Annotated in this window: 24 protein-coding genes and 1 pseudogene; 13 read left to right on the top strand and 12 right to left on the bottom strand. The window is 62.6% G+C overall.

The window, feature by feature from the left end:
* Positions 1–48: 48 nt before the first annotated feature.
* Both IB264_RS23650 and IB264_RS23655 read left to right on the top strand, forming a co-directional pair.
* A complete protein-coding gene (locus IB264_RS23650) occupies positions 49–213 on the top strand; it encodes a hypothetical protein (RefSeq protein WP_164474916.1) in 165 nt (54 codons plus the stop codon).
* Between the two features lie 271 nt (positions 214–484).
* Positions 485–1,126, top strand: a complete 642-nt coding sequence (locus tag IB264_RS23655; protein ID WP_025427907.1) for an MBL fold metallo-hydrolase — start codon at positions 485–487, stop codon at positions 1,124–1,126.
* 106 nt (positions 1,127–1,232) lie between these two features.
* Here the strand turns inward: IB264_RS23655 and IB264_RS23660 are convergent, their stop codons facing one another.
* Both IB264_RS23660 and IB264_RS23665 read right to left on the bottom strand, forming a co-directional pair.
* Positions 1,233–1,685 carry a BA14K family protein gene (locus tag IB264_RS23660; protein ID WP_025427906.1) on the bottom strand — a complete coding sequence of 151 codons (453 nt, stop codon included), beginning with the start codon at positions 1,683–1,685 and terminating at the stop codon, positions 1,233–1,235.
* A gap of 142 nt (positions 1,686–1,827) precedes the next feature.
* A complete protein-coding gene (locus tag IB264_RS23665; RefSeq protein WP_025427905.1) occupies positions 1,828–2,043 on the bottom strand; it encodes a cold-shock protein in 216 nt (71 codons plus the stop codon).
* A gap of 219 nt (positions 2,044–2,262) precedes the next feature.
* On the opposite strand from IB264_RS23665, the gene IB264_RS23670 reads away from it, so the two are divergent.
* On the top strand, positions 2,263–2,670 hold the full coding sequence (locus IB264_RS23670) for a hypothetical protein (RefSeq protein ID WP_128090426.1): 408 nt from the start codon (positions 2,263–2,265) through the stop codon (positions 2,668–2,670).
* A gap of 77 nt (positions 2,671–2,747) precedes the next feature.
* On the opposite strand, the gene IB264_RS23675 is transcribed toward IB264_RS23670, so the two are convergent.
* On the bottom strand, positions 2,748–3,644 hold the full coding sequence (locus tag IB264_RS23675) for a DMT family transporter (RefSeq protein ID WP_025427904.1): 897 nt from the start codon (positions 3,642–3,644) through the stop codon (positions 2,748–2,750).
* Positions 3,645–3,748: 104 nt separating this feature from the next.
* On the opposite strand from IB264_RS23675, the gene IB264_RS23680 reads away from it, so the two are divergent.
* Positions 3,749–4,201, top strand: coding sequence for a hypothetical protein (locus IB264_RS23680; RefSeq protein ID WP_038576303.1), 453 nt, complete (start codon positions 3,749–3,751; stop codon positions 4,199–4,201).
* A 35-nt stretch (positions 4,202–4,236) separates the two neighbouring features.
* On the opposite strand, the gene IB264_RS23685 is transcribed toward IB264_RS23680, so the two are convergent.
* The 3 genes from IB264_RS23685 to IB264_RS23695 form a co-directional block, all read right to left on the bottom strand.
* Complete coding sequence (locus IB264_RS23685; RefSeq protein WP_051509213.1) at positions 4,237–5,385, bottom strand: PQQ-dependent sugar dehydrogenase; 1,149 nt, start codon at positions 5,383–5,385, stop codon at positions 4,237–4,239.
* A gap of 125 nt (positions 5,386–5,510) precedes the next feature.
* Positions 5,511–6,179 (bottom strand): class GN sortase, encoded by a 669-nt coding sequence (locus IB264_RS23690; RefSeq protein WP_025427901.1) that lies wholly within the window; start codon positions 6,177–6,179, stop codon positions 5,511–5,513.
* The gene (locus IB264_RS23695; RefSeq protein ID WP_025427900.1) at positions 6,169–8,514 is read right to left on the bottom strand and encodes a marine proteobacterial sortase target protein; all 2,346 of its coding nucleotides are present in this window, start codon (positions 8,512–8,514) and stop codon (positions 6,169–6,171) included. The genes IB264_RS23690 and IB264_RS23695 overlap by 11 nt, the downstream gene beginning before the upstream one ends.
* 458 nt (positions 8,515–8,972) lie before the next feature.
* Between IB264_RS23695 and IB264_RS23700 the strand changes: the two genes are divergently transcribed.
* Positions 8,973–10,175: a pyridoxal phosphate-dependent aminotransferase gene (locus IB264_RS23700; RefSeq protein WP_025427899.1), complete on the top strand. Its 1,203-nt coding sequence runs from the start codon at positions 8,973–8,975 to the stop codon at positions 10,173–10,175.
* Positions 10,176–10,310: 135 nt separating this feature from the next.
* Here IB264_RS23700 and IB264_RS23705 read toward each other — a convergent pair whose 3' ends face one another.
* From IB264_RS23705 to IB264_RS23715, 3 genes are all read right to left on the bottom strand, one after another.
* On the bottom strand, positions 10,311–10,616 hold the full coding sequence (locus tag IB264_RS23705; protein WP_025427898.1) for a hypothetical protein: 306 nt from the start codon (positions 10,614–10,616) through the stop codon (positions 10,311–10,313).
* Between the two features lie 176 nt (positions 10,617–10,792).
* Positions 10,793–11,659 carry an NAD(P)-dependent oxidoreductase gene (locus IB264_RS23710; RefSeq protein WP_025427897.1) on the bottom strand — a complete coding sequence of 289 codons (867 nt, stop codon included), beginning with the start codon at positions 11,657–11,659 and terminating at the stop codon, positions 10,793–10,795.
* Between the two features lie 23 nt (positions 11,660–11,682).
* Complete coding sequence (locus IB264_RS23715) at positions 11,683–12,444, bottom strand: SDR family oxidoreductase (RefSeq protein WP_025427896.1); 762 nt, start codon at positions 12,442–12,444, stop codon at positions 11,683–11,685.
* A 114-nt stretch (positions 12,445–12,558) separates the two neighbouring features.
* Here IB264_RS23715 and IB264_RS23720 point away from each other — a divergent pair, with 114 nt between their 5' ends.
* The 3 genes from IB264_RS23720 (at position 12,559) to IB264_RS23730 (ending at position 15,108) form a co-directional block, all read left to right on the top strand.
* On the top strand, positions 12,559–13,464 hold the full coding sequence (locus IB264_RS23720; RefSeq protein WP_025427895.1) for a LysR substrate-binding domain-containing protein: 906 nt from the start codon (positions 12,559–12,561) through the stop codon (positions 13,462–13,464).
* A gap of 93 nt (positions 13,465–13,557) precedes the next feature.
* Complete coding sequence (locus IB264_RS23725) at positions 13,558–14,316, top strand: AraC family transcriptional regulator (RefSeq protein WP_025427894.1); 759 nt, start codon at positions 13,558–13,560, stop codon at positions 14,314–14,316.
* A gap of 30 nt (positions 14,317–14,346) precedes the next feature.
* Positions 14,347–15,108, top strand: a complete 762-nt coding sequence (locus IB264_RS23730) for a sulfite exporter TauE/SafE family protein (protein ID WP_025427893.1) — start codon at positions 14,347–14,349, stop codon at positions 15,106–15,108.
* 74 nt (positions 15,109–15,182) lie between these two features.
* On the opposite strand, the gene carA is transcribed toward IB264_RS23730, so the two are convergent.
* A complete protein-coding gene (carA, locus tag IB264_RS23735) occupies positions 15,183–16,388 on the bottom strand; it encodes a glutamine-hydrolyzing carbamoyl-phosphate synthase small subunit (protein WP_025427892.1) in 1,206 nt (401 codons plus the stop codon).
* 324 nt (positions 16,389–16,712) lie between these two features.
* On the opposite strand from carA, the gene IB264_RS23740 reads away from it, so the two are divergent.
* A complete protein-coding gene (locus IB264_RS23740; protein WP_025427891.1) occupies positions 16,713–17,162 on the top strand; it encodes a GatB/YqeY domain-containing protein in 450 nt (149 codons plus the stop codon).
* Here the strand turns inward: IB264_RS23740 and IB264_RS23745 are convergent.
* A complete protein-coding gene (locus IB264_RS23745) occupies positions 17,143–17,400 on the bottom strand; it encodes a hypothetical protein (RefSeq protein WP_025427890.1) in 258 nt (85 codons plus the stop codon). The genes IB264_RS23740 and IB264_RS23745 overlap by 20 nt on opposite strands.
* A 236-nt stretch (positions 17,401–17,636) precedes the next feature.
* On the opposite strand from IB264_RS23745, the gene dnaG reads away from it, so the two are divergent.
* The gene (dnaG, locus tag IB264_RS23750) at positions 17,637–19,655 is read left to right on the top strand and encodes a DNA primase (protein WP_025427889.1); all 2,019 of its coding nucleotides are present in this window, start codon (positions 17,637–17,639) and stop codon (positions 19,653–19,655) included.
* A gap of 57 nt (positions 19,656–19,712) precedes the next feature.
* Here the strand turns inward: dnaG and IB264_RS23755 are convergent, their stop codons facing one another.
* Complete coding sequence (locus tag IB264_RS23755) at positions 19,713–20,552, bottom strand: hypothetical protein (protein WP_025427888.1); 840 nt, start codon at positions 20,550–20,552, stop codon at positions 19,713–19,715.
* A 198-nt stretch (positions 20,553–20,750) separates the two neighbouring features.
* On the opposite strand from IB264_RS23755, the gene recQ reads away from it, so the two are divergent.
* From recQ to IB264_RS23770, 3 genes and pseudogenes are all read left to right on the top strand, one after another.
* A complete protein-coding gene (gene recQ, locus IB264_RS23760; protein WP_025427887.1) occupies positions 20,751–22,628 on the top strand; it encodes a DNA helicase RecQ in 1,878 nt (625 codons plus the stop codon).
* A 239-nt stretch (positions 22,629–22,867) separates the two neighbouring features.
* Positions 22,868–23,154: pseudogene (locus IB264_RS23765) on the top strand (GIY-YIG nuclease family protein).
* A gap of 411 nt (positions 23,155–23,565) precedes the next feature.
* Positions 23,566–23,984: aminotransferase class I/II-fold pyridoxal phosphate-dependent enzyme (locus tag IB264_RS23770; RefSeq protein WP_192434230.1), on the top strand; the 419-nt coding region annotated here is incomplete at its 3' end.

Genomic DNA, 23,984 nt, shown 5'->3' on the forward strand with positions numbered 1-23,984 from the left:
GATATGCCCGCGCAAAGAAGGTGAGCACGGGCAGGAGAGGGAGGTTCATTGTCGAATTCAGCTGTTAATCCGGTAAATCCTGCCATCAACGGCTTGCGCCCGGTGGTGGCAATCGTCGTTGCGGCCGAACTGCTTGTCTCGGCCTTGCTGCTTACCACCGTGCAGCTCCCCGCACCTCAGTCTCCATCAGCGGAAATTGCCAGCCTGCGTTAAAGCGCGTCGCGATCTCCACTGCATGTTTCCTTAGATCGTATTCGATTTAAGGCAGCATGCAGTCATTTAAGTGCTACCGCGACCTTTGCGCATCTAATATGACGCGCGGCGCTCAAGGATTCGCTTGCTGCGCTTTAAGCTCTTGTTTTTGCGCATGTCGTCATCGCAAAACTGCTGAACACTTTTGTGCGACATGCTTTAATTCGCGCTGTGTCTGATGCCGTTTGGCGCTATAGGTGTGCCAACGACATCTAAGTGAGGCGCAGACGGCATGCTACAGGCGGGCATCATCCCGGTTACTCATTTCCAGCAGAACTGCACGGTTCTCTTCGATGCTGAAACCAAGGAAGGCGTGATCGTCGATCCCGGCGGCGACGTCGATGTGATCCTCCAGACGATCCAGGAGAACGGCATCACGCTGAAGGCGATCTGGCTGACGCACGGCCACATCGACCATGCCGGCGGTGCCAAGGAACTGAAGGAAGCGCTCGGGCTTTCGATCATCGGCCCGCACAAGGACGATCTGCCGCTGTTGTCGCGGCTGGAAGAGCAGGCCGAGAAATTCGGCCTGGCGATGAAGGTCGAGAACGTCGTACCCGACCAATGGCTGGAGGACGGCGATACCGTCTCCTTCGGCAATCATGTGTTTGAAGTGCTGCATTGCCCCGGCCATGCGCCTGGCCACGTGGTCTATTTCAACCGGGTGCAGAATTTTGCCCATGTCGGCGACGTGCTGTTCCACGGCTCGATCGGTCGCACCGATCTTCCCGGCGGCAATCATCAGCAATTGCTCGATTCCATCCGCGACAAGATCCTGCCGCTCGGCGATCAGGTCGGCTTCATTTGCGGCCATGGCCCCGGTGGACAGATTGGTGAAGAGCGGCGCACCAACCCCTATCTGCGTGGTCTCTGACCCCGAAAAGACGCGGGCCCCGGTTCGGGAATATAGGCCGTAATGAAAAAGCGCATGCCCCGGGAAAAGGCATGCGCTTTTTGTTTATCGCATCGCGGCTTTTCAATCAGCCTGCGTCGCAGAAGTAGCTGCGGCCGTCGTAGCCGCGGAACGTACCGTTGTCCGGGTTGAACGAGCGGTAGCGCTGCGAGCAATAACGATACCAGGACGGGGTCCAGGGCTCGAGCGAACCGTAGCCGCCGCCGCCGTAGCCGCCGCCATAGTTGTCGACGACAACCGGACGCGCGCGATAGACAGGGCGCGGACGATAGACCGGGCGCGGCTCGTAATAATCGGGCTCCGGGTCGACATAGACGCGCTCGCTGTAACGCGGCTGCGAAGCAATCGCGCCGCCGATGATCACGCCGGTCGCCAGGCCAAGAGCGCCGAGTGCAACGGCGTCACCGTTGTCATAGTGCCTGCGGCGGTTCCAATCACCAGCCTCAGCCGTGCTGAGGGTCGGGAGAACCGAGGCGGCGGCGATGACCGAGAGAACCGTCGCTTTGATGAACTTGTTCATGGCTTCAATCCTGTGCATGGTCCGGAGCGTTTCCGGCCTTCATGATGAAAGAGTGTTAACCACGCCAAACTGAACGGGGCCTGAACAAAAAAACCCGGCATCGCTGCCGGGCTTCAACTTGAATCTTTCAGCAGAACCGGTGTTAGCCGGAGATCTGCAGGTTGACCGCCTTCGGGCCTTTGCCGCGGCGATCCGGTTCGGTGTCGAAGCTTACCTTCTGATTTTCCGACAGGCCGTTCAGGCCGGAAGCCTGGACAGCGGAGATGTGTACGAAGATATCTGCACCACCGTTGTCAGGCTTGATGAAACCAAAGCCCTTGTCGGTGTTGAAGAATTTAACAGTGCCAGTTTCGGCCATGCGTCAGGTCCTTTTCTCTCCACCCGTTTGACGGACGGGTAGCATTGCAGTTTGCCCGATTGGGCGTTGGGCAGGCAGTTCTCGATATTTGAGGAAAGGTTCCTGTTACCGCAGCCAGCCATCGGAAAGGTTGCAAACTCGCGTCCCCCCCAGTCTGGCCACCCGGAGTTTTTGCGTCTCCGGCCCGCTTTTATTTCAAGATCTTCCCATGCTCGTAGATTGCCCGAACAGAGTAAGATTGATGGGTTTATTTTGAATTGGCAAGCAAAACTTTTTAGAAGTGGTATTGCGTCTTGCCATTGCTCAAAATTCGGTCAGTCGCCGATTTTTCAGGTGATATTGAAGGTGCATCGCAAGCTGTTGAAATCACAGCTTTTTGAACGAATGTGCCGAGAAGTTGAGTGCTTTGCGCCGTTTTTCGCCGCAATCGGCGACGCCGCGATGGCTGCCAAACAGGTCCATTCATTTGTCAAGCGACTGATATGGTTGAAGCTTCTTGCCAAAGTGATGCTGTCGGGCACCGTGGCGGTTCGCTTTGCAGAAATCCTGCAAGTAATAACCGGGAATCGGCAGGTTGCATCGCGGCGCTTTAAAGTGAAGCAACAGCTTTGCGGGGCGGGGCAATAACAAGTAACGCAGCAGTTCAGTACCCGCCAAAATCAAGGGTTATAGTTCTGCAGGTCCCCGCGCATGCCTATCTCGTCTCAGGCTGCGGCTTCCTTCCGGCCACCTTTCGTGATCTCGGGCACGATCTCGACGACCAGCATGGCGGCAAAGATGATGGCGCAACCGACATAGCCGATGGGCGTGATGATCTCCCCGAGCAGCAGCACCCCGAAGAGGGCTGCAAACAGCGCCTCGCTCGACAGGAAGATCGCTGCCTGCGGTGCCGTGGTGTAGCGCTGGCCGACGACCTGGCAGATGAAGGCGACACCACTGGAGAAGATGCCCGCATAGAGGATTTCCGGCAGCGCGCCCTTAACCGCCTCCATGCTCAGGGGCTCGATCGCCAAAGCGACGACGCAGCCGAGTACGGCGCAAACGGCAAACTGCGTCATCGACAGCAGCATCGGCCGGCCGCTGCTCGGTGCGAAGATGCCGACAAGCATCAGCTGCAGTGCCCAGAACAGGGCGCAGACAACAGTCAGATAATCACCACCGGTCAGGCTCGACAGAGCGCCACCACTCAAAAGGAAGATACCGAGCAGGGCCATCAGCGCGCCGGGCCAGATGATCCAGTGCGGCCTGCGGCGGAGGAAGATGATGGTCAGCACCGGGACGAAGACGACGTAAAGCCCGGTTAGAAAGCCGGAGTTGGTGACGCTGGTGGTGAGCAACCCGTATTGCTGCGTAACGGCGCCTGCAAAAAGCGCGAGCCCGACAAACACGAAGTTGCGAAGGGTCCTGCCGGTCAACGGCTGCGGCGCCCGCCTGGTTTCAACGACGGCGAGCGGCAGCGCGACCAGGGTTGCGATGGCAAAACGAAGCGTGATGAACCAGAGCGGTCCGATCGCCTGCATCGCCGTCGACTGGGCGACGAAGCCGGCACCCCAGATGGCGCCGGAAAACAGCAGGAATAGATTGGCCTGGACGCGGGTCATCATTGCTCTCCTCAGATGCTTCGCCGTCTATCAGTTGCGATTTTTCCGGGCAAGGCTCATCGTCGGCGGCCGGCTGATCTGCGCGGCGTGCCGGCGACGGTTGCATGGTGGAGATGGGGACGGTGGAGATGGGCGAGAGCGGTTATTCGGGAACGCCGCTTGTCCGCAAGCTGGGCATGAGGGGCGGGCAGTCAGCGCTGTTGCTTGGCGTCCCTGACGATCTGACCGATATTGCCGGCTTTCCAGGGTTCTCCAGGTGCGAAACCGCCGTCGACGGCCCGGCGTCACGTCGGCACGACTACATCCACGTCTTCGCCGTGGAGAGGGCAAAGCTTGAAGCGCTGGCACTACCGCTTGCGGCGAGCCTCAAGGCCGACGGCATGATGTGGATCTCGTGGCCGAAGCGCGCATCGAAGGTTCCGACGACGCTGACGGAGGACGTCTTGCGCGAGATCTTTCTGCCGCTCGGGCTCGTCGACACCAAGGTCTGCGCCGTCGATGCGGTCTGGTCCGGATTGAAGTTTATGTTCCGCAAGGACGTTCGCGCCGATCTCTGATCCCGAATTTGGATTTATACGAGCGCCGGTTGGTATTACTGCGTCGGTGCCTTGGAGACCCTGAGCAAGGCGCCATCCTCTTCGTCCGTCACCATCAGCAGTGCGCCGTCCGGCGCCACCACGATGTCGCGGATACGGCCGAACTCGCCGTCGAACAGCCGTTCCTCGGAGGTCACAGCGCCGGTGTCGTCCCGCTCCAGCCGGGCGAGGAGCTGATACTTCAGCGCCGCCACCAGCAGGTTGCCATCCCACTCCGGAAACATCTTGCCGCGATAGACCGCGAGCGCGCCTGGCGCAATCGAGGGATCCCAGTAGTAGATCGGCTGGTCGAAGCCGTCCTTGGCCGTGCCTTCGCCAATCTCGGCGCCGGAATAGTCCTTGCCGTAGGTGATCACCGGCCAGCCGTAGTTATGGCCGGATTGCGGGTTGTTGACCTCGTCGCCGCCGCGCGCGCCGTGCTCTGCCGTCAGAAGCGTGCCGTCCTTCGGATCAATGGCGATGCCCTGCGGATTGCGATGCCCCTTGGACCAGATTTCCGGCAGGCCCTCGGTGCCCCCGCGATAGGGGTTGTCGGCGGGAATGCTGCCGTCGGCGTTGATGTGCAGGATGGCGCCGGCATGATCGTGCAGATCCTGGGCGCGCTCGCGCTCGCCGCGGTCGCCGATGCCGAAGAACAGGCTGCCATCAGGCGCGAATGCGATGCGCGAGCCGAAATGCTGGCCGTTGCGGGTCAGCTTGTTCATCCGGAACAGTTCCTTGACGTCGGTCAGGTCCGAATTATCCGCCGACAATGCCGCCCGCACCAGGACCGTTCCGAAACCGCCGTCTCCACTGGCCGCGAGCGTCAGGTAGAGCGTGCGGCTGGTGGCAAAATCGGGGGCAAGGGCGATGTCGAGCAGGCCACCCTGGCCCTGCTCGGCCACCTCAGGCACGCCGGAAAGCGGCGCCGAGGCCTTGCCGTCGCGGATGATGCGCAGCCGACCGGCGCGCTCGCTGACGATGTAACTGCCGTCCGGCAGCACCTCGACGGACCAGGGATGTTCGAGCCCGCTCGCCAGCGTTTCGACGAGAACGTCGCCATGCTGGGAGGGAAACTCACGCGTTTCCTGTGCTGCGGCAGCAAACGGGGCGGCAAACGAAACAAGGCCGGCGAGGAGCGGCAGCGCGCGAATTGTTCCCGCCATCCGGGTCGTTTCCAGCCTTGATGCCTGCGCCTGCCACATTCGATATCTCCGATCAGTTCATGCCGCCACACGCCAAGCTGGAGTGGTCACCCGGTTCGTTCAAGTCAAATCGGATCAAAATGGCTTTATTTCGAAACCGAGCCTGTCGTCAGCGGCACCGGATGCTGCTCGCCGACCAGTTCGGCGGTCACGATGTAGCGCATCGGTCCCGGCTCGATCGCATCGAAAGGGAAGCAGGTGGCAAGCGCCAGCTTGTGGCCACTGGCCGAGGCGTTGATGCCGCTCTCGTCCCAGCGCGCGACCCGGCCTTCGCCGGCGCGGAAGAGAAAGCGCCGCCCGTCCTTGCGGGTCAGCACCAGCAGGTCGCCCGCGGACACATCCTTCAGCCAGCGGAAATGCGTGTCGCGGTGGGCGGCGATGACCGAGGTGCCTTCGTCGCCGGGAAGGGGGGTGTTTGTGAGCCAGGCAGGTCCGAAGGCAAGCGCCTGGCCGCTTGCGCCCTTGAGCACGATCGCCGAGCGGTTGATGCGCGGCGCCATGATTTCCGCTGTCGTTTCGAAGTCGGCCCAGGGCCAGGGCCTGCCATTGGCCTCGCCGTGCAATTGCGCCTCGAAGCTCTTTTTCAAGAGGACTTGAGAGACCTCGGCCTTGGCCTTCATGTAAAATCCCTTGCCGACCAGCATCAGGCCGGCAAGGGCGAACAGGGCAATGAGCGCGACCACGATCGTCTCGATCGCCGAAAGACGGGCGAGGAAGCCCGGGCGTGGCCCGGGCAGGTCGTCGTCAGCGGCCATGGCGTCGAACCCCTGATGTGACGAGGGCGGCGATCTGCCCACGCCAGAAGACGAAGGTGCTGCCGGCAGCAAGGGCAAAGGCGAGCAGCATCAGCCCGATGAGGATCTGCTTGTCTGCTTCGGTTGCCGTCTGCGGCAGGTTCACCTGGTTGTTGGCTTCGGCAATCAGGCCGGCGGCGCGCGCCGTCGGTGCCGCCAGCATGCGGTCGGCGGTCAGCATTGCGAGCTTCGTCTGGCTTTCGGCCGAAGCCTCGCGCTCGTCGACCTTTTCTGTCGCATCGGACTTCTCGCCGAAAACCTTGCCGAAGTCCCAGCCGGCCGGCAGGTTGAGCGGCACAGCGGTTTCCGTCAGGTTTTCGCCGGCGGGCCGCGACGGTGTCGCATCGACGGCGACAAGGCTGGTGACGCGCGAGACCAGGTGATGGGCGAGCGCGACGGTTTCGATCTGCCTGTCGAGCGTTGCCGGGTCGGCGATCGTCGCCGCGCTTGCCTCGAGATCGTCGATCTTACGGCGGGCCCAGAGCTTGGCGACGCCTTCGCCGGTTGCCGCCTTGGCGATGTCCATCTCGACGCGCCAGGGCTGGTCGCCGGCCTTGCCGACGATGCGAAGCTTGCCTTCCGGCGCGGCGCCGTCGAGTTCGGCCGTCAGCACGACCGGCTCGCCGCGATAGAGATCGGGCATCGGGTTCGGGGTGATGTCGCCCGTGGCCGCACCCTCGAAAGTGGCGGAGATGTCGGTCATAACAGGGCTCTCGAGCTTGGTGAAAAGCTCGCCCATACGGGCGGCCACCTGGCTCTCGGAACCGATCAGCGTGAAGGTGCCGCGGCCGTACTCAGCCGCCTTGGTCATGAAATGGCTGTTGGGCGCGGACCCGATGCCGACGGTGAAGACGCGCGCGTCGCCGCGGTTGTTCTGGATTTCCTGGAAAAGCTGGCCTTCATTGCCGATGGCGCCATCGGTGAGGAAGACCACCTGGCGAAGGGCGCCAGCGGCAACCGGTCCCTGCGTGCGCAGGGCCGCTTCCAGCGCCGGCAGCATTTCGGTGCCGCCGTCGGCGGTCAGGCCGCGCACGAAGGAGATCGCGTCCTCGCGCTTGTCAGGTGTCGCCTCGACGAGCCCAGGGAAATGCACAGTCATCGTGTCGTCGAAGCGGATGACGTTGAACCGGTCTTCCGGCTTCAGCCGCGAGATCGCCAGCGCCAGGCTTTCCTTTGCCTGCTCCATCGACGGGCCGGCCATCGAGCCGGAATTGTCGATGACGAAGACCACCTCGCGCCGGAGTGGTTTGTCAGTCGCGGTCGCAGTGACCGGCGGGGTGACGAAAGACAGGAGATAGGTCTTGCCGTCGACGGTCTCGCGGAAGAGGCCAGCATAGGGGCTCTTGCCTGCGACAGCCTTCCAGCTGAGTTCGAAATCCCTGTCGGCCGGAACGCTTCCTGCTTTCAACGTGATCTTGCGAGTAAGCTGGTCGAGGGTGGTCGTTTCGATCTCGTGAAAGGCCGATGTCACTTCGCCGATCGGGAAGCCCGCCTTCAGGTTGATCGTCAACGTCACCGGGTTGATCCTGGCGTTCTCGCGCGGATCAAGCACCGGCGGCTCGATCTTTTGGCGATCGGGGACCGGATCGCTGACGGCATAACCGGAGCGGCTGTCGAGATCGACGGTCTGGACGACCGGCTGCGGATTGTAGCGAGGGGCGACCACCATCGGGAAGCGGAAGGTGAAGGCGTCGTTCGACTGGCGCACACCGCTTTGATATTCGATCTGCACCACCACCGTTTCGCCAGGGCCGATATTGGCGACCTGATTGGTGAAGAGGTTGGGGCGTTGCTGCTCGAGCAGCGCCGCCTTCTTGCCCTCGGCCTTTGCCTGCTCGTAGATCTCCTTGGCCGCCTGGCGCGGCTTGATCTGACCCTCGATGAAGCGGTCGCCGATCTGCATCTTCAGCGTGTCGACGGCGGAATCATCGGGAAGCGGGAAGACATAGGTGCCTTCGACCCATCCCTTGCTCGGGTTCTGGAACCGTTGCGTCACCCGGGTGCGCATGATCGGGCCGTTGACGTCGATCTGAACGTCGGTCGCCAGTCGCGGCGCCTCGACGAAATAGCCGGGCTCCTTGGAGGGGAAGAGCAGGGCGCCGGTGCCCATGTCGTTGGGCCTGACATAGCCGGCCATCTGCTCGGGCCTGGCGTTTGCTGTCTGGGCCGAGGCCTGGGTCATCAGGCCGAGGATCATCACGATGCAGGCGGCGAGCGCTGCGAGCGCCAGATACATGCCCCAGCGCGCTTCGTTTTGCCGTGTCCGTGATTCAGCGATTTCGTCGTCGAGAAACATTGCATACCCCCGTCATGCCATGCGTTCGGATCATGGAAGGAAAGGCCCGGAAATCGGCTGTTGCGGGACGGAATTGCGGCGTTCCGCGACAGTTGTTGTGGCCAAAATATGGCTTTTCGAAAAAAGTCGAAATCCGCTGTTTTTTCTGAATAAATCGGGACCGTGGCACGTGTCTGACCGACCGCGCCTTCATCGGATGGAAGCCCCGGTTTCTTGTCGGTATGCGGACCGTTCTGGCCGGGGCTGCCATCACCTCAGGCGGAGCGCGTCGATCGTGATTGCTGATCACACTCATGAAACTTTGTCATGGTGACGCATTTTGCCCGCATTCCGGCGGTTTTTCAGGCTCTGGCGCTTGCAAGACCGGGCGTCTTTCGACATAGACCTAACCGCTATGGAGCCTGACTTTTTCGTTCCGTAGCGCTCACCGCGTCTCGAAACGATCAGGACCTTTCATCATGGCCTTCCTTGCCGATGCCCTTTCCCGTGTAAAGCCTTCCGCCACCATCGCCGTTTCGCAGAAAGCCCGCGAGCTGAAAGCGAAGGGACGCGACGTGATCGGCCTTGGTGCAGGGGAGCCGGATTTCGACACGCCTGATAATATCAAGAAGGCTGCGATCGACGCGATCAACCGCGGCGAGACGAAGTACACGCCGGTATCCGGCATTCCGGAACTGCGCGAAGCGATCGCCAAGAAGTTCAAGCGCGAGAACAACCTCGACTACACCGCCGCCCAGACGATCGTCGGCACCGGTGGAAAGCAGATTCTTTTCAACGCCTTCATGGCGACCCTGAACGCGGGCGATGAAGTCGTCATCCCGGCGCCCTACTGGGTTTCCTACCCGGAGATGGTGGCGCTGTGCGGCGGCACGCCGGTGACTGTTTCGGCGACGCAGGAAAACAACTTCAAGCTCCAGCCTGCCGACTTGGACAAGGCGATCACGCCGAAGACCAAGTGGTTCATCTTCAACTCGCCGTCCAACCCGTCGGGCGCTGCCTACAGCCACGCAGAACTCAAGGCGCTGACCGACGTCCTGATGAAGCACCCGCATGTCTGGGTGCTGACCGACGACATGTACGAGCACCTGACCTATGGCGACTTCAAGTTCGCGACCCCTGTCGAAGTCGAGCCCGGCCTCTACGACCGCACGCTGACCATGAACGGCGTCTCCAAGGCCTATGCCATGACCGGCTGGCGCATCGGCTACGCCGCCGGCCCGCTGCAGCTGATCAAGGCCATGGACATGATCCAGGGCCAGCAGACCTCGGGCGCAACCTCGATCGCGCAGTGGGCTGCCGTCGAGGCGCTCAACGGCACACAGGACTTCATCCCCGAGAACAAGAAGATCTTCGAAGGTCGCCGTGATCTCGTGGTGTCGATGCTGAATCAGGCCAAGGGCATTGCGTGCCCGACGCCGGAAGGCGCCTTCTACGTCTACCCGTCCTGCGCCGGCCTGATCGGCAAGACCGCACCGTCGGGCAAGGTCATCGAGACTGATGAAGACTTCGTCTCCGAGCTGCTCGAAGCCGAAGGCGTTGCCGTCGTGCATGGCTCGGCCTTTGGCCTCGGCCCGAACTTCCGCATCTCCTACGCGACGTCGGAAGCGCAGCTGGAAGAAGCATGCCGCCGCATCCAGCGCTTTTGCGGCGCCTGCAAGTAAGCTCAGGCATTCCATCTCATGAAAAGCCCGCCGGCAACGGCGGGCTTTTTTGTTCGTAAACGGATTCAACGGGCGGTCAATTTGATTCAAGCGCGGCGGCTAAGGCGTTGAAATCAGAGTCGAACTGCCCTTCGTTCAAGCCCCCGGAACCTCGTCATCGCCGACGACGCCGCCCTCGCTTTCGAGAATGGAGAGGCGACGTGCCTCGGAACGGGTAAACTTCAGGCAGACGCCGATGCCGCGTTCGCCTTCCGGCAGAAAAATGGCGCCGGCATTTTCGAGTGCATGCGTCAGCGACACGATCACCGCGTCGGCGGGCTTTTCCAGCTTGCGCTCGAACTTCAGGATCGTGTCTTCGTCGACGCCTGAAAAGCTCGCCAGCATCTCGCGCGAAATTTCGATCAGAGCCCGGGCGGCGCGGCACTGTGGACCTGTAATCATCGTCACCTCCAGTTGCGGCGAGGATGCGTGAAGCCCGGCGGCGGGTCAACAGCAAGCGAGGGCCCGCGACCTTTCGACCGCGGACCGTTTTGCTCGAGCCGGTTGGTTATGACGATGTTTAGGCGAGCGGCGGACGCTGCTTTCGCCGGCGCCTGCCACCCGTGGACGACAGAACCCTATTTTGCCCGCATTCCCTCGATGATGCCGGAGATCTCGTCGGCACCGAAGCCGCCGGCGAGGCGCTTTTGCGCCAGTCTTTCGATCGGATCCATGAACGCCGGATCGATGCCCTGGCTGCGGCTTGCGGCGACGATATTGGTGATCGCCACCGATTGCATCGCAAGGTTCGACATCACGTCGCGGGCGTGGTCGCCGCTGTCGATCCGCTCGGCAAGGTCGGGCAGAGCCGTCATCATCGCTGCCAGCCAGGGCTCGACGAAGGCTAGGAACTGTATTGCCGTGACGCCAACGCTGCCGGCAAGCGCCGTTGCGTGCAGATAGCCGCCGAAGAGGCCGTACATCGCCGACAGCAATGCGAGGTCGTTGACCGCGGCGAGAACAGGATCTTCGCCGAGATAGTGGCTCTGGCCAAAGGCAGCCAGTTGCTCCTTTGCGCCCTCAAACGCATCGGCGCTGCCGCTGTAGAGAATGAAGGCGTGCGACGAGCCGATCATCGGCGGCGTCGCCATGATGCCGCCGTCGAGATAGAGCGCACCGTATCCGCCAAGACGGCCGGCGGTCGCCCGGACCTCGTCCGGGCGACCATCGGTGAGGTTGACGACGGTCTTGCCGGCCAGCAAGGGAGCGGCGTCGGCAAGCGTGGCTTCGGCGGCGGTATAATCGGTGAGGCACAGCACGATCACGTCGCTGACGTCGATGGCTTCCTGCACCGTTTCGGCTCGGCGCGCGCCGCGGGCAACAAGTGTGTCAGCCCGCGCCTGGGTGCGGTTCCAGACCGTCGTTACGTTGCCTGCTTCGATGAGGGCGTTTGCGAGGGCCGTGCCCATGGCGCCGAGGCCGATGATGGTGATGCAATTGGACATCCGATTCTCCGTTCTGGCTTGTTTCAGGCAGCCGGCGACAATTGCTGGCCGAGACCGCCATCGACCGTCAGCCTCGCGCCAGTGGTAAACGTCGCGTCGAAGGCGAGGAACAGCACGGCGCGGGCCACTTCGTCGGCGGTGCCGTTGCGGCCCATGGGCGTGATCGCGTCCCCCAGCGCCTTGAACTCTGCACGCTCGGCATCGGTGATGCCGGCAACGCCCTTGGTCGGCGTGTCGATGAAGCCGGGGCTGACCGAGTTGACGCGGATGCCGCGTGGCAACAGTTCGGCGGCAAAGACGGAGGCAAACGAGATCAGTGCCGCCTTGCTGCCGCTATAGACAGCCATGCCCGCATGACCGCCGACATCGGCGACAGAAGAGGTGAAGACGATGGAGCCGCCGTCGCGGATGAGCGGCGCCAGCCGCTGCACGGTGAAGAAGGCGCCCTTGGTGTTGATGGTGAACTGTCGGTCGTAGGAGGCCTCCGTCACCTGGTCGAACGGTTCGAGCAGCGACGTGCCGGCGTTGACGTGCAACAGATCGATCGACCCCAGCTTTTGGCCGACGGTCGCCCCGAGCACGGCGATCTCGCCGAGGTCGGAGATGTCGGATTTTACCGCATGGACACGCGCCCCGAAGCGCTCCTGGATCTTGGCGAGGTTGGCCGCATTGTTGCCGGTCAAGAGTACTTCCGCGCCGCCGTTGACGAGCCGTTCGACTGTCGCCAGGCCCATGCCATGCGTGCCGCCGATGACGACGGCTTTCTTGTCCTGATAGCTACCCATGATCTTTTCCTTCGATGTGAGTTCGATGGAGAAGAGATAAATTCATGGACGATATTGCGGAAGACGGGCAAATGTGGATGTATCGTCCACATTTGTAGACATCGGAAAATGGCCATGCGCAATCTCAACGACTTCATCGTCTTTGCCCATGTGGTCGATCACAAGGGGTTCGCGCCGGCCGCGCGCGCGCTCAACATGCCGAAATCGACGCTGAGCAAGCGCGTGGCCGAACTGGAAAAGACACTCGGCGTCAGGCTGATCAACCGCACGTCGCGCCGCTTCACCGTGACCGAGATCGGCGAGGACTTCTATCGACATGCCGCGGCGATGCTGATCGAGGCGGATGCGGCCGAAGCCATCGTCAAGGGCCGGCTCGCTGAGCCGAGCGGCACGGTCAGGATCACCGCCTCAGTGCCGACGGCGCAGATGACGCTGGCAGGCCTTCTACCGCCGTTGGCGCTCGCATACCCTAAGATGCGCGTGATGGTGCACGCGACCGACCGTTTCGTCGACGTCGTCCAGGAAGGCTTCGACATCGCCGTGCGCGATCACTTCGCGCCCTTGCCCGATTCGGGTCTTGTGCAGCGGCGGGTGGCAACGGACGCCATCTGGCTGGTGGCGGCACCGGCCTATCTCGAAAGCCGCGGGGCCCCGCGCGAACCGAGCGAGCTTTCGCGTCATGACGGACTTCTGGCGTCGTTGACCGCCGAGGGATGGACGATGCGCAATGATGCGGGTGTGGTCGTCCGGGTCCGTCCGGAGCCGCGTTTCCTTGCGGACGAATCCAATGTGCTCCGTGCGGCCGCCGTTTCCGGCCTCGGCATCACCGCGCTGCCGCGCAAACTCTGCCGGGCGGAAATCGAGGAGGGCAGCCTCGTTCGTGTCCTGCCCGATTGGGAAGCGGGCAGCGTCACCACGACCCTGCTGATGCCGCATCGGCGGGGGCAACTGCCGTCGGTGCGCGCGGTGGTCGACTTCATCGCCGAGCATCTGCCCGGCGCGCAAGGGTCGGCCGCATAGCTGCAATGATTGGCCAGATGGCGTGCATCACTGCCGTTGCGCGTCGGGCGGCCCCAACCTATCCTTCGCCCGAACGGATGCCCGAGTTGTCGAATGATCCCGCACGAGAACCATCAATGGACTTATTGGCTGGGCCGGGCGTCGCCTGAAGTCGAGTACGCCTTCTGGGCTGGCGGGCCTGCACCGGCACTTGGCATGCATTTCCACCCCGAAAGCCAGCTGACGACGGTGCATTCCGGCTGTCGCGCCTTTCAGGTGGGAAGCGTGATACTCCGGGTCGAGGCGGGGCAGTGCCTGCACATTCCCGCCGGTATGCCGCACCGAAGCCTTGCTGCCGAGCCCGAGGGCGCGCAATGCCTCAACCTCTACGCTGCCCTGCCGGATGCAGGCTGTGGCCCCACAGTATACTCGCTTCGTGAACTCGGGCTTTCCGAAGGGGAGGCCGATCCGCTCGCGCTGCTCCGCGGCGTTGGGGAACGATTGCAAGCGGGTGGCAGGTTGCCGGGACATGCGAGCGACGATCTCTGGCTTGGCGATATCGGTGTAAGCAGCATGACGGTCGGCAAGATCGCCGTTCGTCATGGTCTGAGCCGCGAAGGTTTCAGTCGTCGGTTCACGCGGCTGATCGGTATGTCGCCGCACGCCTATCGGCTGATGCACCGCCTGAACGCGGCCCGGCGCGATCTGCGATCGGAAACGTCGGTGGCCGACATCGCAGCAAAATATGGTTTTGCCGACCAGAGCCATCTCGGCCGTCATTTCCGCCGCGTCTTCGGCGCCACACCACGCGCCTATGGCGAAAACATGCGGGCGGTCACAAACGTTCCAGACGTGGTCACGGCCACAGGCTAGATCTCTTCGCATCATTGCGAAAGGCATGGCATGGACGGACTGATCGCGCCTCTTCTGTTTCTCGCCGGCATAGCCGGCGGCATCATCAATGCGCTAGCAGGGGGCGCAACGCTGATCACCTTCCCGGCGATGCTTGCCGCGGGTCTTCCGCCTGTTGTTGCCAATGCCTCGAATGCCATTGCCATCGCACCTGGGCACCTGCTGGCGGCGATTGCCGATCGCGAGAAGCTGCCGACCTTCGATCGGCGCATGCTGGTCCTGCACGCCCTCTGCGTCGTTGGCGGCGTCATCGGCGCACTGGTTCTGCTTGCGCTTCCCGATCGCCTCTTCGTGCTGCCGGTTCCCGGGCTCATCGGCCTTGCCACGCTGCTCTTTGCGTTTGCGCCGCGCATCGGCCAGTGGACCGTAACGCATCGCGGGAAGGGACAAGCATCAAGGACCGAAGGAATGGCCGCGCTGTTTGCCACTTCGATCTATGGCGGTTTCTTTGGTGCGGGGCTCGGCATCCTCCTGACGGCGGTGCTTTCGCTGCAAGAGCCGGGCGACATCCGCAAGGTCAAGGTGATGAAGAACCTGCTCGGCAGCTGTGTCAGCCTCGCGGCGATCGTCATCTTCATCGCGAAGGGCATGGTGCAATGGCCTGAGACGCTGACGATGTTGTCGGGCGCGCTGATCGGCGGCTATGCCGGCGGTCATCTGGTGCGGGTGCTGCCGGCCCAAGTCGTGCGGCTGTTCGTGATCCTCTCCGGCGCGGTCATGACCTGCGTCTATGCCGGCCGCTACTGGTTTTAAGGATGGCAGAAAGTTAGGGTTCAAATGAAAAAGGCCCGCTTGGAGCGGGCCTCTATGCTGTCTCGGTCGCGCGCTCAGCGCTCGGCAAGCGCCGGTTCGCCCTTTTTCTCGCGCACGAGGTTCATGAACCGGCGGAAGAGGTAGTGGCTGTCCTGCGGGCCCGGCGAGGCTTCCGGGTGATGCTGCACCGAGAACACCGGCTTGCCGGCGACGCGCAGGCCGCAATTGGTGCCGTCGAACAGCGAAATGTGAGTCTCTTCAACACCTTCCGGCAGCGACTTCGAATCGACCGCGAAGCCGTGGTTCATCGAGACGATCTCGACCTTGCCCGTGGTGTGATCCTTGACCGGATGGTTGGCGCCATGGTGGCCCTGGTGCATTTTTTCGGTCTTGCCGCCAAGCGCCAGCGCCAGCATCTGGTGACCGAGGCAGATACCGAACACCGGGATATCGCTCTTCAGCAGGTCCTGGATGACAGGCACGGCGTATTCGCCGGTTGCCGCCGGGTCGCCCGGGCCGTTGGAGAGGAAGATGCCGTCCGGCTTCTGGGCAAGCACCTCTTCGGCGCTCGTCGTTGCCGGCATCACGGTGACGCGGGCGTTGAGGCCGGTGAAGAGGCGCAGGATGTTGCGCTTGACGCCGTAGTCGAGGGCGACGACGTGGTAGTCGGCCTCGGCATCGCCGAGCGTCGAATAGCCTTCGTCCCAGACCCAGGGCTTCTCGGTCCACTGCGAGGACTGGCCGGAGGTCGCGACCTTGGCAAGATCGAGGCCTTCAAGCCCGCTCCAAGCCTTGGCTTCCTTCTTCAGCGTCTCGATGTCGAAGACGCCTGAGGGATCGTGGGCGATGACGGCGTTGGGCATGCCGTTTTCGCGGATCCAGGCGGTGAGTGCCCGGGTGTCGATGCCGCAGAGGCCGATGATGCCGCGGGCTTTCAGCCAGGCATCGAGGTGCTTGACGGACCGGTAGTTCGACGGCTCGGTGATATCGGCCTTGAAGATCACGCCGACCGCGCCGTGGCGGGCTGCCGGCGTCAGGTCTTCGATGTCCTCGTCATTGGCGCCGATATTGCCGATGTGCGGGAAGGTGAAGGTGACGATCTGGCTGAGGTAGGAAGGATCCGTCAGGATTTCCTGGTAGCCGGTCAGTGCCGTGTTGAAGCAGACTTCCGCCTGCACCTTGCCGGTTGCGCCGATGCCCTTGCCTTCGATGACGGTGCCATCGGCAAGAACGAGCAAAGCGGTGGGTTTTTCAGTGGTCCATGCGGGTGTCGCGGTCATCGTTCCTATCCCGTTGCGGCGCGAGGCGGGGCTTGAAAGCCCGACGGCTGATCGCCATTTTATGTGCTCAGGCATGGACGCGCGGAATCCCCGCGAAAAGTGCTCACATGCCAATGTCGTGCAGGTGCGGGAAAATAGCCAAAGCGCAAAGCCCGGTCAACCAGCCGCTGTGAATTGTCTGGAAATAAAATTCCTTTTAATTCAAGCGGTTGTGTAATCCGTTTGATTGCACCTGCCACACTGGTTTAAGACGACGACAACATTGACGCATCGAACCGGTTCCGGGCAAGAGCACCGCGGGCCGGCTTCGACATGGAGAAAGACATGCGCGACCAGTTCGCTGAGGTACTGAAAGAAGCCCTGAAGGCCAAGGACACGCGGCGCACCTCAACCGTGCGGCTGATCCAGGCTGCGATCAAGGATCGTGATATTGCCAACCGTGGCCTGGGCAAGGATCCGGTCGGCGACGACGAGATCCTGCAGATCCTCGCCAAGATGATCAAGCAGCGCGAGGAATCGGCGCGCATCTACGACCAGGGCGGCCGGCCGGAGCTTGCCGAGCAGGAGCGGCAGGAAATCGTCATCATCAACCAGTTCCTGCCGGCTCAGTTGCCAGAGGATAAGGTCAAGGAACTCTGTGCTTCGGTGATCCAGGAAACCGGCGCGCACGGGCTTCGCGACATGGGCAAGTGCATGAACGCGCTCAAGGAACGGTATCCCGGCCAGATGGACTTCGCCAAGGCCTCCGGCCTGGTCAAGGACCTGCTGAAGTAACCGACTGCGCCCGCTCGTCTGCGGCGGGCGCCGTTGCGGCATTGAAATTGCCGGTGAGCCTTTCATGGGCCTGATCGATCAGCGCGAACTTCTCCGCCTGATAATCCCAATATTCCCGGATGAAACCCTGCGACAGCCAGAGGCTGCTGCGACCCGGCGGGCCATCCCATCCCATGCCGCTGGGCACGGCGTTGAAGAAGCCGGCGCTGGATGCAAGTGCTTCGACGGTGATGGCCATGATGCGGGATCCGAGGTCGGGAGGCGAATTCATCCTGTTGTGCTTGGTCGGAGTCAGGGTCGATGCACGGCCTGGGTGTAGAAACATGTTCGCGCTAGACGCGCATCATCCGATGACCTACAGCAAGCGGGGTTTGCAATTGCCTTTTTACAGCCTGTGAATTGCGGGCAAGGCCGGTCAGCGCTGTGGCGTCCGGCGGTTTCGCCGCCTATATGGAGGATTGACCAGAGGTACCCATGCGCTTTTCACAGTCCTTTCTTGACGAGATACGCGACCGCGTGCCGATTTCGGACGTGATCGCCAAACGCGTCACCTGGGATCGGCGCAAGACCAATGTCTCGCGCGGCGACTACTGGGCCTGCTGCCCGTTCCACGGCGAGAAATCTCCGAGCTTCCACTGCGAGGACCGCAAGGGCCGCTACCATTGCTTCGGCTGTGGCGTTACCGGCGACCACTTCCGCTTCCTCACCGATCTCGAAGGCCTGAGCTTCCCCGAGGCGGTGCAGCAGATCGCCGACATGGCCGGTGTTGCCATGCCGCAGCCCGACCCGCAGGCCGAGAAGCGCGAAAAGGAACGCACCAGCCTGCTCGATGTGATGGAGCTGGCGACCCAGTTTTTCGAGGACCAGCTACAGACGGCCAATGGCGCCAAGGCGCGCGCCTATCTGCGCGAGCGCGGGCTGACCGGCCGCACCATCGAGACCTTTCGCCTCGGCTTTGCGCCCGACAGCCGCAATGCGCTGAAGGAATTTTTGGCCGGCAAGGGCATCGGCAAGGAGCAGATAGAGGCCTGCGGCCTGGTGGTGCATGGTCCCGAAGTGCCGGTTTCCTACGACCGCTTCCGTGACCGCATCATGTTTCCGATCCTGTCGTCGCGCGAAAAGGTCATCGCCTTCGGCGGCCGCGCCATGTCGCCGGATGCGCCGGCGAAGTATCTCAATTCGAATGAGACCGAGCTCTTCCACAAGGGCAACGTGCTCTACAACTTTGCCCGGGCACGCCGTGCAATGTCCGGGGGCAGCCGCCCCGGTGATGCCGGGCAAAACGAAAGTGCTACGGCGACGATCATCGCGGTCGAGGGCTATATGGACGTGATCGCGCTCCACCAGGCGGGCGTCGAGAATGCCGTTGCGCCGCTTGGAACAGCACTCACCGAAAACCAGCTCGATCTGCTCTGGAAGATGACGTCGCAGCCGGTGCTCTGCTTCGATGGCGACGGCGCCGGCATCCGCGCTGCCAACCGCGGCGTCGATCTGGCGCTGCCGCATCTGAAACCCGGCCGCTCGGTGCGCTTTGCCATGCTGCCTGACGGCAAGGACCCGGACGATCTGGTGCGGCAAGAGGGGCGGGCGCCCTTCGACCAGGTGCTGGCCAATGCAAGGTCGCTGGCCGAGATGGTCTGGCAACGTGAAATCCAGGGCGGCTCGTTCGATACGCCGGAAAAACGCGCCGAACTTGAAGCGAGGCTGAAGCAGGTCACCGCCGTCATTGCCGACGAAAGTGTGCGGCGCCACTATGGCCAGGACATGCGCGACCGGCTGCACGCCTTCCTGCAGGCCTCAAGCCCCGGTCGCGGCGGCGAGCGGCGGCAATTCGAGCGCGGCGGCCGCCAGGGCGGCGGCCAACGCGGCGGGCAGGGTGGACGCCAGCCCAACACCTCGGGTCCGACGGCAATCTCGGACCGGCTGGCGCGCTCGTCGCTGGTCAGCGGCCAGCAGGCGGTGCCCTCGTTGCGCGAAAGCGTGCTGGCGCTCACCATCGTCAACCACCCGCAACTGCTGTTTGACGAATACGACGAGATCTCGACCATCGAGTTCGACCACCGCGATCTGCAACGCTGCTGGGCGGCGGTGCTCAATGCGGCTGCCGCCAACGGCCCGCGCCTGACGCGTGAAGGGCTGGTGGAACAGCTGGAAGCCGAAGGCTTTGCGCCCTTGATCGCGGCCATCGACCAGCAGATCCGCTATGCCCGGCTGTGGACGGCGACAGCTGCTGCGGCACCCGAGGATGCGCGCGAGGGTTACCTGCAGGCGCTGGCGCTGCACCAGCGCTCCAAGGCGTTGCATTGGCAGCGGCGCGAGCTGGAGCGGGAACTGGCGCATGCGACCGAGGAGGGAGACCTCGAGGCCGTGCCTCAGCTCCTGCGCACACTTCAGGAAGTACAGTTCGAAGTGACGCGGCTTGAAAACCAGGAAGCGATCATCGAAGGCTTCGGTGTGCTCTCCGGCCGCGTGAAGGGACCGGCGGCCCGGTGACCGCCGAAAAGTCGCGCGCCCACGCCGAAATCCGGTCCGGTCTCAACAGTATGCCGACTATTCGCGCCAATGTTCGGCCACCCAGGGAGCTGGGCGGATATAGTGGCGCAGGTAGCGGATTGGATTCTTTTCACGCCGGTCACCGGAAAACAGGCGCCGGATATGCCCGAGCGGCGTGTCCACGCGGCCGCGATAGCCATACTGTCCGTCGATCGCATGCTGCGGCAGCAGGCTGCGGGGGAAAAGCACCACGCGTGCATCGGTCGGCAGGCGCGGCGCGAAGAAGTAGTTTAGGGGGAGCGGCCAGTGGCAGTCCTGCCGGAAATGCAGCACCCAGCGCCTTGGGAAAAGTTTTACGCCGCCCGGCGCGTTGCGCGTCACGAAACGCTGCTCGAAGCGGTATTCATTGGCAACGGCTTGCGGATCGGCCAGGAACTTCTGCTGCAGCGGCACCAGCTTGCCGACCGGGAAGCGAAACAGCGAGGTCTGGCCGAGCCGTTCGAACGGCGTCGTCTGGTTGCGCGCCAGGATCACATCGTCGGGTTCTCCGACCTCGAAGAAGGCGTCGAGCGACCCGACGATGACGATATCGAGGTCCAGAAACAGCACCGGTCCGCTGAGGTTGCCCAGCTTGGCGCCCCATAGCCGAGATTTGTTCCAGATGCCCGGCGTCTTCTCGGGCATTTTTCCAATGTCCAGCGGCGGCAGATCCTCGCAGAGAATTTCCGGGTGCAGACCCTCGCGATTGTCGGTGAAGCAGGTGAAGGTGAAGGGCGGGGTGATGTTGCGCGCCGCCATGGCATAGAGGCGGTTGATGAAGGGCGCGCCGTATTTGGTCCCCCAGTTGATGCAGATTAACTGCTTGACGCCGCCGCTTGCCGCCAGAATGCTAGACATCGTTACTTTCCAGTTTTTTCAATCCACGAGATTGCCGGTGACCGGAAGGGTCGCATCGGCGGCGAGTTCAGCTAACAGGTCCGAAGCCGCCCGTCCAGCCGCCGCGATTTGCCTTGCTCTATTCCGTTGACCGGAAGGCTATGGCATTGCGGTCGCTTGGGGCGATGATGATCAGGTGATTCCCGTAAAGGAGATATGATGGAGATTGGGCAAAGGGCGCAATGCGCCAAGGGCGTCGCCGGCCATCTCTTCGACGGAGCCGCGCCGGCACCTTTGGATGTGCTCAAACGCGTCTATGGCTACTCCGCCTTTCGCGGCCGGCAGCAGGAGGTGGTCGAGCATGTGGCCGCCGGAGGCGATGCAGTCGTTCTGTTTCCGACCGGCGCCGGCAAGTCGCTCTGCTTCCAGATCCCTGCACTCTGCCGTCCCGGCCTCGGCGTCGTCGTTTCGCCGCTGATCGCGCTGATGCGCGATCAGGTCGAGGCGTTGAAGCAGCTCGGCGTCAATGCGGCGGCACTCAATTCGTCCCTGACGCGCGAAGAAGCGGTGGCCGTGCGCCGGCAGATTGCCGATGGCACGCTTGACCTCCTCTACGTCACGCCCGAGCGCATCGTCACCGATGGTTTCGCCGATCTCATCGGCAATGCCCGCATTGCGCTTTTCGCCATCGACGAGGCCCATTGCGTTTCGCAGTGGGGTCATGATTTCCGGCCGGAATATCGCACCCTCGGCCTGCTTGCCGAGCGCTATCCCGGCGTTCCGCGCATCGCGCTGACGGCGACGGCCGATCCGCATACCCGCGAAGACATTATCGAGCGCTTGTCGCTGCAGGGCGCCGAAGTCTTTACCACCAGCTTCGACCGACCGAACATCGCCTATGAAATTGTCGAGCGCGACCAGCCGCGCCAGCAGTTGCTGCGCTTTGTCTCCCGCTTCCGCGGATCGTCCGGCATCGTCTATTGCCTGTCGCGGGCAAAGGTCGAGGACACTGCGGAATGGTTGAACGGGCAGGGCATTCGAGCGCTGCCCTATCACGCCGGCATGGACCGGACGCTGCGCGACACCCATCAGGACGCGTTCCTCAAGGAGGAGAGCCTCTGCCTGGTCGCAACCGTCGCCTTCGGCATGGGCATCGACAAGCCGGATGTGCGCTATGTCGCCCATCTCGATCTGCCGGGCTCGGTCGAGGCCTATTACCAGGAGACCGGCCGCGCCGGACGTGACGGCCAACCGTCCGAGGTCTGGATGGCCTATGGCATGGCCGACGTCTTGCAGCGCCGCCGGATGATCGACGAGGGCGCAGTGGCGGACGAAATCAAGCGCATCGAGCGCGGCAAGCTCAATGCGCTTTTGGCGATCTGTGAGACGGCTGGCTGCCGCCGACAGGCGATCCTCGCGCATTTCGGCGAGGCGCATCCCGGTCGTTGCGGTCATTGCGATACCTGCCTGAAGCCCGTGGAAACCTGGGACGGCACCGAGGCCGCGATCAAGGCGCTCGCCGCCGTCTACCGCACCGGCGAGCGCTTCGGCACCGGCCATGTCGTCGACGTGCTGATGGGGACCGTCAACGAAAAGACCGAGCGTTTCGGCCATGTCGACATCCCGGTCTTCGGCGCCGGCAAGGATCTGCCGGCGCGTACCTGGCAATCGGTGTTTCGGCAATTGCTGGCCGCCGGTCTCGTCAGCGTCGATCACACGGCCTTCGGCGCAGTCAAGCTCGAAGCGGAGGCCCGCGCCGTGTTCAAGCGCGAGCGCCAGGTGCTGTTTCGCAAGGACCGCCCGCAGACGGGCAAGGCGGCGCGGCAGGCGAAATCGGGCAGCCAGCGCGAGCGCGCCGACCTTGCCGGTTCCGACCTCGAACTGTTCGAACTGCTGCGCGCCGAGCGCTTCACCATCGCCAAGGACCTGAACGTGCCGCCCTACGTCGTCTTCCCGGATGCAACGCTGATCGCGCTCGCCAAGGAGCGCCCGCGCGGCTTCGACGAGCTGCTCGACATCCCCGGCATCGGCGAAAGCAAACGCGAGCGGTACGGCGAGGCATTTCTGGCCGTGATCGACGGGTATTTGGAGGGGTGAGGCCCGACGATTAGCTCTCGCGGTTGGGCTTTGTCCCGATTCTCGTATCTTTTCGGCACTGGTGCAGTACGAAGTTGGGGGAGTTCCGCCCTCAGACCAGCTAAGTCGCGCCGCCGACGCGGCGCGGCTGGATTCCTGTGACAAGCACAGGAATGAGGGCGTGGCGGGCGGTCGAAATTCTTTCACCCAACTACAATTTTTACTTGTGCAATAAGCGCGATATCGCCAATTTCCCTTTCATGAGGGGCTATGTCTACATCCTCGCGTCCAAGCGAAAGGCACGCTTTATGTTGGCGTGACGAAGGATCTCGCCACCCGGCTTTACGAACATCAGAACGACCTGACGCCCGGCTTCACATCGAGATACGTCAAGACGCTGGTCTGGTTTGAGGAGTTTGATTTGCTGACCGCGGCGATAACTCGGGAGAAAACGATCAAGAAATGGCCTCGAAAGTGGAAGTTGAACCTGATCGAACGCATGAACCCGGATTGGGAGGATATCTCGCCCTATCTGCATGCCCTCTGACCAATGATCCCGTCTCATTGTCCTGAGCTTGGGATAATATTGCCGCGATTGTTGGGGACCAGATTCTGAATACGCTGGCTGCAACTACGTCCCCTCCCTCATTCCTGTGCTTGTCACAGGAATCCAGCCGCGCTGCGTCGGCGGCGCGAATGGATGGTGCTTGATGGGACAAAGGGTGCCAGCTTCGATCTTCGACCGCTCAAAAGCTGGAGTGGCCGAAGCAATATGTCTCGCACCGCCAAGGGCGCGACATAAAATTTCAGACCAGCGGGTCTGTTGCGAAAGGCCCTGTCGTTTTCCCTCACTACTGCCTCTGCGCATGGCCTGGCCGCTGGAATTTGCTGCAACGGGAAAGCTGTCGTGGTACTCGTCTGGCACGAAACGTCCTTTTCACAGTGAAAGCGGCCCGCCATGACCAATGCTTTTCTTTCCCACCTCCGCTCCGAACTCGATGGCTTGAAATCATCCGGTCTCTACAAGTCGGAGCGGGTGATCGTCTCGAAACAGGCGGGCGAGATCGAGGTTGCCTCGGGCGAGCGGGTGCTGAACTTCTGTGCCAACAACTATCTCGGCCTGGCCGACAATGCGGAACTGACTGAGGCCGGCAAAAAGGCGCTCGACCGTTACGGCTACGGCATGGCCTCGGTGCGCTTCATCTGCGGCACGCAGGAAGAGCACAAGCAGTTGGAGGCGCGCATCTCCGCCTTCCTCGGCCTGGAAGACACGATCCTTTATTCCTCCTGTTTCGACGCCAATGGCGGCCTGTTCGAGACGCTGCTGGGCGAAGAGGACGCGATCATCTCCGACGCCTTGAACCACGCCTCGATCAT

It is taken from the genome of Ensifer sp. ENS11, assembly GCF_014851895.1.
Taxonomy (GTDB): Bacteria; Pseudomonadota; Alphaproteobacteria; order Rhizobiales; family Rhizobiaceae; genus Ensifer; species Ensifer canadensis.